The sequence below is a fragment of the Phenylobacterium sp. genome (assembly GCF_041919955.1).
GTDB lineage: Bacteria > Pseudomonadota > Alphaproteobacteria > Caulobacterales > Caulobacteraceae > Phenylobacterium.
In genome coordinates this window covers 54,232-66,826 of the sequence record NZ_JAYRSU010000004.1, presented here as the reverse complement: position 1 = coordinate 66,826, position 12,595 = coordinate 54,232, and the positions used below count along the sequence as shown (strand labels likewise).

Annotated in this window: 10 protein-coding genes; 6 read left to right on the top strand and 4 right to left on the bottom strand. The window is 68.6% G+C overall.

All coding sequences use genetic code 11. The features are described from left to right. The first annotated feature begins 9 nt into the window (after positions 1–9). From ACE3T2_RS05035 to parC, 4 genes are all read left to right on the top strand, one after another. The gene (locus tag ACE3T2_RS05035) at positions 10–810 is read left to right on the top strand and encodes an arylamine N-acetyltransferase (RefSeq protein ID WP_374655350.1); all 801 of its coding nucleotides are present in this window, start codon (positions 10–12) and stop codon (positions 808–810) included. After that, positions 807–1,541: a DNA repair protein RecO gene (recO, locus tag ACE3T2_RS05030; protein WP_374655348.1), complete on the top strand. Its 735-nt coding sequence runs from the start codon at positions 807–809 to the stop codon at positions 1,539–1,541. Before ACE3T2_RS05035 ends, recO begins: the two co-directional genes overlap by 4 nt. 228 nt (positions 1,542–1,769) lie before the next feature. Continuing rightward, entirely contained in the window at positions 1,770–2,384 is a 615-nt protein-coding gene (locus ACE3T2_RS05025; RefSeq protein ID WP_374655346.1) for a LysE family translocator, read from the top strand. Between the two features lie 73 nt (positions 2,385–2,457). Beyond that, complete coding sequence (gene parC / locus ACE3T2_RS05020) at positions 2,458–4,707, top strand: DNA topoisomerase IV subunit A (protein ID WP_374655344.1); 2,250 nt, start codon at positions 2,458–2,460, stop codon at positions 4,705–4,707. A 35-nt stretch (positions 4,708–4,742) separates the two neighbouring features. Here parC and ACE3T2_RS05015 read toward each other — a convergent pair whose 3' ends face one another. Beyond that, entirely contained in the window at positions 4,743–5,516 is a 774-nt protein-coding gene (locus ACE3T2_RS05015) for an SDR family oxidoreductase (protein ID WP_374655342.1), read from the bottom strand. Between the two features lie 106 nt (positions 5,517–5,622). Between ACE3T2_RS05015 and ACE3T2_RS05010 the strand changes: the two genes are divergently transcribed. Further along, positions 5,623–6,528: a LysR family transcriptional regulator gene (locus ACE3T2_RS05010; RefSeq protein ID WP_374655340.1), complete on the top strand. Its 906-nt coding sequence runs from the start codon at positions 5,623–5,625 to the stop codon at positions 6,526–6,528. Between the two features lie 59 nt (positions 6,529–6,587). After that, on the top strand, positions 6,588–8,417 hold the full coding sequence (gene aspS / locus ACE3T2_RS05005) for an aspartate--tRNA ligase (protein WP_374655338.1): 1,830 nt from the start codon (positions 6,588–6,590) through the stop codon (positions 8,415–8,417). A 48-nt stretch (positions 8,418–8,465) separates the two neighbouring features. Here the strand turns inward: aspS and ACE3T2_RS05000 are convergent, their stop codons facing one another. From ACE3T2_RS05000 to ACE3T2_RS04990, 3 genes are all read right to left on the bottom strand, one after another. Next, on the bottom strand, positions 8,466–9,377 hold the full coding sequence (locus ACE3T2_RS05000) for a pentapeptide repeat-containing protein (RefSeq protein ID WP_374655336.1): 912 nt from the start codon (positions 9,375–9,377) through the stop codon (positions 8,466–8,468). A 63-nt stretch (positions 9,378–9,440) separates the two neighbouring features. Beyond that, a complete protein-coding gene (locus ACE3T2_RS04995; RefSeq protein WP_374655334.1) occupies positions 9,441–9,932 on the bottom strand; it encodes a pentapeptide repeat-containing protein in 492 nt (163 codons plus the stop codon). Positions 9,933–10,004: 72 nt separating this feature from the next. Next, on the bottom strand, positions 10,005–12,485 hold the full coding sequence (locus ACE3T2_RS04990; protein ID WP_374655332.1) for a ribonucleotide reductase: 2,481 nt from the start codon (positions 12,483–12,485) through the stop codon (positions 10,005–10,007). Between the last annotated feature and the right edge of the window lie 110 nt (positions 12,486–12,595).

The window sequence follows — 12,595 nt, the reverse complement described above, 5'->3', positions numbered from 1 at the left end:
CTTGCAGCGATGATCGATCTCGCCGCGTACTTCGACCGCATCGGCTATGACGGACCGTCGGAGGCGAGCGCTCAGGTGCTGCGCGACCTTCACGCCCTGCACATCGCCAGCATCGTGTTCGAGGACATCGACGTACAGCTGGATCGCGGGATCGACATCGCGCCTGCGGCGGTCGATGCGAAACTGATCGCCGCCCGGCGCGGGGGCTACTGCTACGAGCAGAACGGCCTTTTCAAGCGGGTGCTCGAGGCGCTCGGATTCGAGGTCGAAGGCCTGCTGGGGCGCGTGAAGTGGATGCTGCCGGCCGAACCGGCTCGGGGCCGCACCCACATGGCGCTTCGCGTGATCATCGACGGGCAGGCCTGGCTGACCGACGTGGGTTTCGGCAGCGCCTTGCCCAACCCGATCCGTTTCGACATCGACACGCCTCAGAAGACCGCCCATGAGGACTACCGCATGATCTCGGTCGACCGCGAGCGGCGGCTGGAAGCCCTGATCGCCGGAACTTGGGAACCGGTCTACCAACTGAGCCTGGAGCCGCAGTTGGACGTCGACTACGTGCAGCCGAACTGGTTCTCCTCGACACATCCGACCTCGAATTTCAGACAGAACCTGATCATCGCGCGGACGACGCCGACCACGCGCTACAACCTGCTGAACAACCGGCTGACAATCCGCGAGGCGGGCGGGGAGGCCGAGAAGAGGGTGCTGAACGCCGCCGAACTGGCTCAGGCCGCCCGTGATCTCTTCGGTCTGCCCGTCGAGGCTGACTGGACGCCGGTGTTCGAACGGGCGGCGGCGCGCGAATGACCGAGTTCGAAGATGACGCCTACGTCCTCTCGGCCCGCGCACATGGCGAGACCGGCGCCATCGTCGATCTGCTGACCGCCCGGCACGGCAAGTACGCCGCTCATGTTGCGGGCGGCGCCTCGCGGCGGATGAAGCCGTTCCTGCAAGCTGGCGCGCGCACCATTGTTCACTATCGCGCGCGGGTCGCCGACCAGCTCGGTTCGGCGAGCCTTGAGCCGGTCGGGGAGGGGCCAGCGGCTCTGTTCGACGACCGCATGGCCCTGGCCGGGCTGTCGGCCGCCGCAGCGGTCGCCGCAGCGGCGCTGCCCGAGCGCGAGCCGCATCCCGGCGTCTTCCTGGCCTTCGAGGCGTTGACGGCGGCTTTGGCCCTGCCGGACATCTGGCCTGCGGTGTTCGTGCGCTTCGAGGCAGGCTTGCTGCAGGAGCTGGGTTTTGGCCTCGACCTCTCGAAATGCGCGGCGACCGGCGAAGTCGACGACCTGATCTATGTCAGCCCGCGCACCGGGCGGGCGGTGAGCCGCAAGGCGGGCGAACCCTACAAGGAGCGGCTGCTGGCGCTGCCGCCCTTCATGCTGTCGGCGCAGACAGGGCTGGCGGTCGGCGACGTAGGCGCCGGGCTCGACTTGACCGCCCACTTCCTGGAACTTTTCGTGTTCGGGCCGGTGAACCGCCCTCTGCCGGCGGCGCGGGTGTGGCTGGTCGAACGGCTGGCCGAGGCGCAGCGGCTGTAGAACGCCCTGCGCCTTGCGCGCCGCCGCCGATACGGTAGTTTGCCGCCATGGTTCGCATGATCCAGCAACAGACCTCGCAGCAACGTCGCCAGGCCGGCGGCGGGGCGGGGCTGTGCGCGTGGAGGCTGCTGGCCGTCTAAGGCCGGGGTTTTCCCGAACCAGTCATCCAAAGGCCCCGCCGACCCCGTCGGCGGGGCCTTTTGCATTCCAGACAACGGAGAGACGAGCGTGGAGACGCTGCCGCTATTCTTGAAATCCATTGGGGTGGGCCTGGCCGTGGCCGCCCCGATCGGGCCGATGAGCCTGCTGTGCATGCGCCGCAGCCTGACGCGCGGGTGGCGCCAGGGCCTGGCCACAGGCGCCGGCATCGCGGTCGGCGACGCGGCCTTCGCTGGCGTGGCGGCCCTCGGCCTAGCCGGGGTGTCGGCCTTCATGCTGGCCTATCAGAAGCCCTTGCACCTGGCCGCCGGGCTCTTTCTGCTGTGGCTGGGTCTGAAGGCCTTGCTGAAGCGGGGCGATGTGCAGGCGGCCGAACGCCCTGAGGGCGGGCTGGCGGCGAGTTTCGCGGGCTCGGTCCTGCTGACCCTGACCAATCCACCGACCATCATCATGTTCGCGGCGATCTTCGCGGTCCTGACGCCCAGCGGCGGCTTCGACCCGAAGGGCGCGGCCTGGACGGTCGCGGGGGTGTTCGCCGGCTCCATGGGCTGGTGGATCGGGGTCGTCGCGGCGGTCAGCCTGGCGCGCCACGCAATCGGCCAGCGTGCTCGGCGCTGGATCGACCGGACTTCCGGGGCGCTCCTGATACTGTTCGGGGCGGTGGAGTTGCGCCGGGCGCTATGACCGTCCATGCGTCGCGGCGACTTCCGTCGCGGCGCCCGCTAGAACGGATGTGAACTGCGAGTTTGATTCGACCATGACCAAGCACATCCCGCCGCCCGAAGACGGTGACGGCGACCGCATCATCGACGAGCCGCTGACCGAGGCCCTGTCCCGGCGCTATCTCGCCTATGCGCTTTCGACCATCACCGGCCGGGCCCTGCCCGACGTGCGCGACGGGATGAAGCCGGTTCACCGGCGGCTGATGTACGCCATGCGCCAGTTGCGGCTCGACCCGAACACGACGGCCAAGAAGTGCGCCCGCGTGGTCGGCGACGTGATCGGTAAGTACCACCCGCACGGCGACGTGGCCGTCTATGAGGCGCTGGTGCGCCTCGCGCAGGACTTCGCCCAGCGTTACCCGCTGGTCGACGGCCAGGGGAACTTCGGGAACATCGACGGCGATAACGCCGCGGCCATGCGATACACCGAGTGCAAGCTCACCGTGGCCGCGCAGCTGCTGCTGGACGGCATCGACGAGGATGCGGTCGATTTCCGTCCGACTTATGACGGAGAGGACGAGGAGCCGGTGGTGCTGCCGGCCGGGTTCCCCAACCTGCTGGCCAACGGGTCCAGCGGCATCGCCGTCGGCATGGCGACCTCCATCCCGCCGCACAACGCCGCCGAACTGATCGACGCCTGCCTGGTGCTGCTGGAGGACCCGAACGCCGAGACCGCGCGGCTCATGGAGCATGTGCAGGGGCCGGACTTCCCGACCGGCGGAGTGATCGTCGAACCACGCGACAGCCTGATCGAGACCTACGCCACCGGACGCGGCGGCGTGCGGGTGCGCGCCCGCTGGTCAAAGGAAGAGACCGGCCGCGGGACTTATCAGATCGTCATCACCGAGATCCCGTATCAGGTGAAGAAGGCCGACCTGGTCGAGCAGCTCGCCGACCTGATCGAGACGAAGAAGGCGCCGCTGCTGGGCGACGTTCGCGACGAGAGCGCCGAAGACGTGCGCCTGGTGCTCGAGCCCAAGAACCGCAACGTCGAGCCCGAAGTACTGATGGAGAGCCTGTTCAAGCTCTCGGCGCTGGAGAGCCGCTTCCCGGTCAACATGAACGTTCTCGACGCCAAGGGCTCGCCCGGCGTCATGGGCCTACGCCAGCTGCTGCAGTCGTTCCTCGACCACCGCCGCGAGGTGGTGGTGCGCCGGGCGCGCTTCCGCCTCGACAAGATCGAGGCGCGCCTGCACATCCTGGACGGCCTGGTCATCGCCTTCCTGAACCTGGACGAGGTGATCCGCATCGTCCGCTACGAGGACGAGCCCAAGGCCAAGCTGATCGCGGCTTTCGACCTCTCGGATATCCAGGCCGACGCCATCCTCAACACCCGCCTACGCCAGTTGGCGCGGCTGGAGGAGATGGAGCTGCGGCGCGAACACGCCGAACTGACCGAGGAACGCGACGGCCTGCTGAAGATGCTGGCCTCGGACCGCGCCCAGTGGAAGCTGGTCGGGGTGGGCCTGAAGGACGTGCGTGCGATCCTCGGTCCCGACACCAACCTCGGCAAGCGCCGCTCGACCTTCGACACGGCCCCGGTGGTCGACGCCGACGCCGCCATCGAGGCGATGATCGTGCGCGAGCCGATCACCGTGATCCTCTCCGAGCGCGGCTGGATCCGCGCCGCCAAGGGCAAGGTCGAGGACCCGTCGGAACTGAAGTTCAAGGAAGGCGACAAGCTCGGCTTCATCGTCGCGGCCGAGACGACCGACAAACTGCTGATCTTCGCCTCGGACGGCAGGTTCTTCACCCTGGGCTGCGACAAGCTGCCGGGAGCCCGCGGCCATGGCGAACCGCTGCGCCTGATGCTCGACCTGGAAGACAAGGTCGACATCGTCGATATCTTCCCGTTCAAGGCCGGCGCGAAGCGGGTGATCGCCTCGAAGGAAGGCTACGGCTTCATCCTGCCCGAGGAGGAGTGCCTCTCGGCTCGCCGTGCAGGCAAGCAGGTCCTGAACGCCGGCGCCAAGGGGGCGGCCTTCGCCTTGCCGATGAGCGGCGACCACTTCGCGGTGATCGGCGACAACGGCAAGATCCTGATCTTCCCGCTCACCGAGCTGCCGGAGATGCCGCGCGGCAAGGGCGTGAAACTTCAAGCCTACCGCGAAGGCGGCCTGCGCGACGGGGTGGTGTTCAACGCCGAGGACGGCGCGAGCTGGATCGACGGCGCCGGGCGCACCCGCGTCTGGGGCGAATGGCGCGAGTGGCTGGGCCGGCGCTCGGCAGCCGGCAAGCTGGCGCCCAAGGGCTTCCCGACCAGCAAGCGGTTCAAGCCGAAGTAAGCGGGCGGGAAGCGTTCCCGCCCGACTGTCGTCACCTATTTCGTCGTGTAGCCGCCGTTCACCAGAATGGTCTGGCCGGTCATCCACCAACCGTCCGAGACCAGGAAGCGGATGAACGGCACGATGTCCTCGATGTCGGTCAGACCGGTTTTCGAGAAGGCCGAGAGCGCCGCTGCGCCCTTGTGGTAGGCGACGGCGTCAGCGCCCTCGGCGGGATAGAAGAACGAGGTGTCCATCGGTCCCGGCCCGATGGCCGTCACGGAAATCCCACGCTCGCCCAACTCCTTCGCCGCCGCCCGCGTGAAGTGTTCCACCGGCGCCTTCATCCCCGCATAGGCCGCATAGAACGGCGTGAATGCGCCCAGCAGCGAGGTCACCAGCGTGCAGGCCTTGCCATTGTCGTTGAGCATGCGGCCGGCCTCACGAAGGAAGAAGAAGGCGGACTTGGCGTTCACCGCGCTCATCTCGTCGAACTCGGCCTCGGTGATCTGCGCTATCGGCTTCTTCAGCACCTTCCCGACCGTGTTGATGGCGATGTCGGGCCGACCGAAGGCCGCGGCCGCGTCGTCGAACAGCTTCTCCATCGCTCCGGCGGTGGTGAGGTCGGCCTGGAGGGCTAAGGCCTCGGCGCCGGCCGCGCGCACCGCCTGGACGGTGGCTTCGGCGTCCGCGGTCGTGGCGGCGCTGTTGTAGTGGATCGCCACCGCCCGCGCGCCGTGGGCGGCGAGATCACGGGCGAGCAAGCCGCCGAGGTTCTTAGCGCCGCCCGCGATAAGGACGGTCTTACCCCTGATGTCATGGTTGGCCATGTGTCGGTCTCCGTACTGCTGATGGCCGACGCTACCGTGCGCATTTTCTGGATAAATCCGCATGCTGTGACATCACTGGTCGTCTAATATGGATAAAAGGCCGACCATGGACCGCATTGATCTCTTCCGGGTGTTCGCGCGGGTGGTGGAGCGCTCCAGCTTCACCCGCGCGGCCGACAGTCTTGGTCTGCCGCGCTCGTCGGTGTCGGCGGCGGTGCAGGCGTTGGAAGCGCGGCTGGGTGCGCGCCTGCTGCACCGGACCACGCGCCGCGTCTCGCCGACCGAAGACGGCGCGGTGTTCTACGAGCGATGCCTGCGGCTGCTGTCGGACGTGGAGGAGGCCGAGGGCCTGTTCCGCAACGCCGGTGGGCGGCCCTACGGTCGCCTTCGTGTCGATGTTCCCGGGCGTATCGGGCGGCTGGTGATCGCGCCCGCCCTGCCGGAGTTTCTCGATCGCTATCCGGAGATCGACCTCGACCTGGGGATGACCGACCGCACGATCGATCTGGTCGAAGAGCGCGCCGATTGCGTGCTGCGCGTCGGGCCGTTGGGCGATTCAGCGCTGGTCGGACGTCGCATCGGCGACCTGGAGCTGATCAATGTCGCCAGCCCGGATTATCTCGCGCGGTATGGCGCGCCGCGGGGCCCCCAGGATCTCGACCGGCATCTGGCCGTGAACTACGCCTTGCCCTCCAGTGGCCGGATCGAGCCTTGGGAGTGGTTGGAGGGGGAGGCCGTGCGCACTCGGCCGATGCGTGGCCGCGTCTGCGTCAACAGCGCCGAGGGCCTGATCGCCGGCTGCCTTGCCGGCATGGGGCTGATCCAGATTCCCGCTTACGACGTGGCTCCTCACGTGGCCGCCGGGGAACTGGTGCGGGTCATGGAGGATCACCAGGCTCAGCCCATGCAGATGACGCTGCTCTATCCGCATCGGCGGCAGGCGCCGGAAAGGCTTAAGGTGTTCTCTGCCTGGCTGGAGGCGGTGCTGCGCCGGCACGTGCTCGCGCCTTGACTTTCCGGGCCTCGCATGCGCCCTTCCGCGCTCGATTTTCAGAGCCTTAGCGACTCCCCATGCACGCCTACCGCACCCACACCGCGGGCGCTCTCCGCGCCGCCGACACGGGCAAGACCGTCCGTCTTTCCGGCTGGATCCACCGCAAGCGCGACCACGGCGGTCTGGTCTTCATCGACCTGCGCGATCATTACGGCCTGACCCAGCTGGTCATCAGCCCGGAAACCCCCGGCTTCGACGTCATCGAGCGCCTTCGCGCCGAGAGCGTCATCAAGATCGACGGCGAGGTGGTCGCTCGCAGCCCGGAGACCGTGAACGCCAACCTGCCGACGGGCGAGGTGGAGGTGCGCGTGCGCGCCGTCGAGGTGCTGTCGGAAGCGGCCGAACTGCCGCTGCCGGTCTTCGGCGAGCCGGAATACCCGGAAGAGATCCGCCTGAAGCACCGCTATCTGGACCTGCGCCGCGAGACCTTGCACCGGAACATCGTGCTGCGGTCCAAAGTCATCCACTCGATCCGCAACCGCATGATCGAGCAGGGCTTCCTGGAGTACCAGACGCCGATCCTGACGGCCTCGTCACCGGAAGGCGCGCGCGACTTCCTGGTGCCTTCGCGTCTGCACCCGACCAAGTTCTACGCGCTGCCCCAGGCGCCGCAGCAGTTCAAGCAACTGCTGATGGTCTCGGGCTTCGACCGTTATTTCCAGATCGCGCCCTGCTTCCGCGACGAAGACCTGCGCGCCGACCGTTCGCTGGAGTTCTACCAGCTCGACGTCGAGATGAGCTTCGTCACTCAGGAAGACGTGTTCGCGGCCATCGAGCCGGTGATGCATGGCGTCTTCACCGAGTTCTCGGGCGGCAAGCGCGTCTCACCGATCGACCGGCCGATGTCCTACGAAGACGACTTCGGCAAGACCATCGAGCACAAAGGCTTCGAGCGCCTGACCTACATGCAGTCGATGGCGCGGTACGGGACCGACAAGCCGGACCTGCGCAACCCGATCGTGATGCAGGACGTGTCCGAGCGCTTCCGCGGCGGCGGCTTCGGCCTGTTCGCCCGCATCCTGGAAGACGCCAAGAACGCCGTCTGGGCGATCCCGGCTCCGAAGGGCGGGAGCCGCGCCTTCTGCGACCGCATGAACAGCTGGGCGCAGGGCGAAGGCCAGCCGGGGCTGGGCTATATCTTCTGGTCCGAGGACCAGGGCGGCTGGGGCGGCCCGATCGCCAAGAACCTCGGCGCGGACGCCACCCAGGCGCTGATGAGCCAGATCGGCATGGGGCAGGGCGACGCGGCGTTCTTCGTGGCCGGTGATCCCAAGGCCTTCGCCAAGTTCGCCGGTCTGGCGCGCACCAAGGTCGGTACGGACCTGAACCTGGTCGACGAGGACCAGTTCAAGTTCTGCTGGATCGTGGACTTCCCGATGTTCGAGTGGAGCGAGGAAGAGCAGAAGGTCGACTTCTCGCACAACCCGTTCTCGATGCCGCAAGGCGGCCTCGACGCGCTGCTGAACCAGGATCCGCTGACCATCCGCGCCTATCAGTACGATATCGTCTGCAACGGCTACGAGCTGTGCTCGGGCGCGATCCGCAATCACCTGTCCGAAGTGATGGTCAAGGCGTTCGAGATCGCCGGCTATGGCGCGAACGTGGTCGAGGAGCAGTTCGGCGGCATGCTGAACGCGTTCCGCCACGGCGCTCCGCCGCACGGCGGCCTGGCCCCTGGCATCGACCGCATCGTCATGCTGTTGGCTGGGGAGACGGCGATCCGGGAGGTCATCGCCTTCCCGCTGAACCAGCAGGGCCAGGATCTGCTGATGAGCGCGCCGTCCGAGGTGAGCGAGAAGCAGCTCAAGGAACTGCACATCCGGCTCGCGCCGCCGATCAAGGTCTAGAAGAGATACGGAATGCGGGGGCGAAAGCCCCCGCAAATCGTTTGGGGGTTAGTGTTCGACCGCCACCAGGTATCGCGGTGCGGCCGGAGGCGGCGGCGGAGCCGGCGGCGCGGGCGGGATGGGCGCACGCACGCGCGGGCCCTTGTGGCAGCCACGGCCGCGAAGCACGAGGCCGGCGGGCAGGCGCGTGGCGCTGTCAGTGCAGGCCTCGTCAATCTGCTCCTGATCAAGCCCCTTGGCGCGCGACAGATCGACCCCGCCAATGTTCGCCGCCGACAGGCTGGCGCCGCGGAAGTCAGCGCCGGCGAAGGTGCCGCCGGCCAGGTTCGCCGCGGTCAGGTCCGCGTCGCGGAACGAAGCGTTGTCGAAAACCCCCGAGCCGAGATTGGAGCCGGTCAGGGTCGCGTCGCGGAAATTGACGCCGCGGGCGTTGGCCTTGCTGAAATTCGCGCCCGAGAGCTCGGTGTCCTGCAGCACCGCTTCCACCATGTGGGCGCGGGCGAAGTTGGAGCCCGTGGCCGAGGTGTCGCGCATGTCGACGCGAGCCAGGTTCGCCGAGGCGAAGTTCACGCCCTTGGCCTGGACGTCGCGAATGCGGGCGTCGACCAGGATGGCGCCGCCGAAATTGCCGCCGACGATCTGGGAATCGGACAGGTCGGCGCGCGAGAGGTCGGCGCCGGCGAAGTTGGCGCCCATGAAGCGCGCTTCGCGGAGGTCGGAGCCGACCAGCGAGGCCTGGGAGAAATTGGCCCCCATGAAGTGGGCGCCGGCCAGCTTGCGGCCGGACAGCTCACACTTGGGGCAGGCGCCGCCGAACGACACCATCCGCGCCACGTCCTTCTCGGCCATCATGGCCTGGGCCGCCACCGGCACGGTCGAAAGCGCAGCGGCGAGCGCCACGGCGAGCAGGACGGCGGGACGTGTGGGGCGGGGAGTCGAAAGGTTGCGTAGCTGGTCCATGGCTAGAGCATGTGCTCTCCATCCCCTGTGGACGCTACTTAAATCGCGGTAATTCTCAGCGGCTTAGCCGCATGACGGAATGCGAAAGCCGCTCGGCAGGCGGGTGGAGCCGTCGCCGCACGCCCGGTTGAGTTGCGCCTGGGACAAGCCGCGTGCGCCGTCCAGTTCAGCCCCGGAAAAATTCGTCCCTTCCAGCTTGGCGCCGGCGAAATTCGCCCCCGAGAGGTGTGTGCCGACGAAGCTGGAATGGGTGAGATCGGCCCCTGCGAAGTTGCTCGACGAGAAGACGCCGCCATAGGCCTCGACGTCGCGCAGATCGGCCCCGGCGAAGCTGACTCGGTTCATCACCGATAGGGACAGGTCGGCTTGGCGCAGGCGTGCGCCCGCGAAGTTCTGCCCCCGCATCTCCAGCCCGGCCATGTCGGCCTGGAAGAGGTTGCACTTCGGGCAGCTGGCCCCGCGACGGGCCTGGGCGATCTGGCCCGCGTTCTGGGCGGACGCCGGCACGGTGAGCGCCAGGGCGGCGAAGACCCCGATCAGGGCGAGCGGCTTCATGTCGAACCCTCCGACGAAGAGCGTCCTCCTTAACCGTGAAGCTTTAAGATGCGGTGAGCGGCCCCGAACCCGTCAGCCTGTCATGTCGCCGGGCGGAGCCGCGCGCGCGCCGCAGGTTTCGCAGATCAGGCTCGCGCCCTTGCGGACCACCGCGATATCGCCGCAGGCGGCGCAGACATCGGCCTCAACGGCTGGCCCCCGGGCGGCGCTTGGCAAAAAGACCAGGTTGTCCGGCGCGGCTCCGCGCGCGAAGCCGCGGGAGATCAGGTGGCTGGCTGACTGCGGCGCCTCGTCGCTCGCCTGGCCTTGGCCCAGTCCATCGGCGTTCAGTTCGTCCGGGTCTGCGTTCGCCAGGTCCTGGCGATCGAGATACGAAACGCCCAGCTCGCGGAACAGGTAGTCGAGGATAGAGGTCGCGGAGCGGACGGAGTCGTTGCCGGTGACGGGACCTGCCGGTTCGAAGCGGGTGAAGACAAAGGCGTCGACGAACTCTTCCAGCGGCACGCCGTACTGCAGGCCGATGGAGATCGCGATCGCGAAGTTGTTCATCAGCGAGCGGAAGGCGGCGCCTTCCTTGTGCATGTCGATGAAGATCTCGCCGAGTTCGCCGTCCTCGTACTCGCCGGTATGCAGATAAACCTTGTGGCCGCCGACGCTGGCCTTCTGGATGTAGCCCTTGCGGCGGTCCGGCAGTTTGCGGCGGGTGCGGTCGCGCTCGACGATGCGCTCGACGATCCGTTCGGGCTGGGGCGCGCGGGCTTCGGCGTCGGCCTCGCGGGCGGCGCGCGGGGGCGGCTCAGAAACCTTGGGCAGGTCCAGCACCAAACCTTCCGGCGCAGCGGCGCGCCGCACGCGGATGGCCGGCACCCCGGACTGCGCGGCCAAGGCGATGAGACCGGCCGCATCGCCTGGCGCCGCGTCCCACTCCAGCTCCAGGTCGGCCATGGGCGGAACCGCCAGGGCGTGAGCTATAGTCGACAGCACGGCGAAATAGGGCTCGGGCCCCAGGTCGTCGGCTGTCTGGAACACCGCTTGCTGCACCGGCGTCAGGAACGGCGCCTCGCTGAGCGGCCTGCCGCCCAGGGCGTAAGCCTCCGCCTGGGCGACCTCGCCCTCGGTGAAGCCGGCCAGCTTCAGAACGTCGAAGCGCGGATCGGCGAGATCGGTGTCGCTGGCCCCCAGCACGTCGCAGAGGAATCCAGGGTCGATACCGGCGAAGGCCTCGGCCAGCCGGTCGGCGAAGGGCAGGGCGGCTTCGGCCTGGGCGATTTCATGCTCGGTGAAGCCGCGGGCGTTCAGAGCGGCGTGGTCGACGCCCGGCGCTTCGGAAAGGTCGCCTGCCCCCAGCACGTGGGCGCGGGCTTGCGCCAGGTCGGCGCCCAGGGTGGCCAGGCCTTGCAAGGCGGCCTCCGACAGCACGCGGGTCAGTTCGCCGTCCTCGGTCTCGGCCACGGTCGCCGGGCCGAGCCAGGGCGCGGCCGAGGCCGAGCCCCCGCCCAGGCGCAGGGACAGTTCCGGATCGTCGAATACCGCCAACCCGCCGTTCAGCCGCGCGCCGGACGCGACGCAGGCCGAGGCCGCGTGCCGGTAGAGGTCACGGATCGCCGTGCGTCCGGCCTCTGAATCATAGGCGAGGCCTTTGGCCACCAGCCAGTCGGCGACGCCCACCAGGCCTAGCGAGGCTGGGCGCTCGTCGGCGGCGGCGGACATGGCGGTGGACAGCAGGGCGACCGCAGCCGCGAAGCCGCTGGAATCGAACTCCCCGGCTGCGCCGAAGGCCATCAGGTTCAACGCACCGCGCACCCCGCCCCAGGCGCTGGCCACGCCGGCCGCGGCCTGCGGCGTGAAGGCGGCCGCGACCGCCCCCGTCTCCCAGGCGGCGCTGGCCAGGGCCGGCTCGGCCGCGCGATGGGCGACGACCACCAGTTCCAGTCCGGCGATGTCGCCGAAGTCGGGTTCGGCCGCGCCCCATTCCAGCTCGCCGGCCTTGGCCAGCCCGATGGCCTCAAGGATCATCGCGTCGGTGGCGCCGGCGTTGCGGGCGGCCTCGGCGCTGCGGGCCAGGTTTGCGTTGGCGCGCAGATCTGCGCAGGCGGCGGGGTCGCCCTCGCAGCGCAGGATGGAGTCCATCACCGCCTGCAGCCGCACGCCCATCTCGCGGGCTGCGGCGCGGGCCATGGCCCGTCCCCGATGCTGGGCGCGCAGCGCGGCCAGGGCGGTCGCACATTCGCTCTCGCCGGCCTGGACAGTGGGCGTCGCGGCGCCGGCGCGGGGCGCGGCCATGGCCACCTGGCCGGCCAGCATGGCTGCGCCCAGGTCGCGTCGGAACGCGCCGCGCGCCCGCGCCGACTCGAACAGCCCCTTGCTGTCGCCCCGCTGCACGAGATCCTCGGCGAATCGGAAGATCGCGGCGGGCAGGTCGACGTCCTCGCCCAGCCAGTCCAGCCAGGCCTCGACCCGCGCATCCGTCCACGAGGTCGGCGCCAGCACCTCGGCCACGATGGACGCCCGTTCCAGGCTCCGCCGTTCGATCCTCGCCGCTTCCACGCCCATGTCCGGTTCTCCCGCTACGCGAGTCTAGGGAGCATCGTTAATGCGGGCAATAGATGTTGCGGTCGAAGGGGCTTCCATCCCCAAGATATTGCGACGTTCGTGCGGCTGGA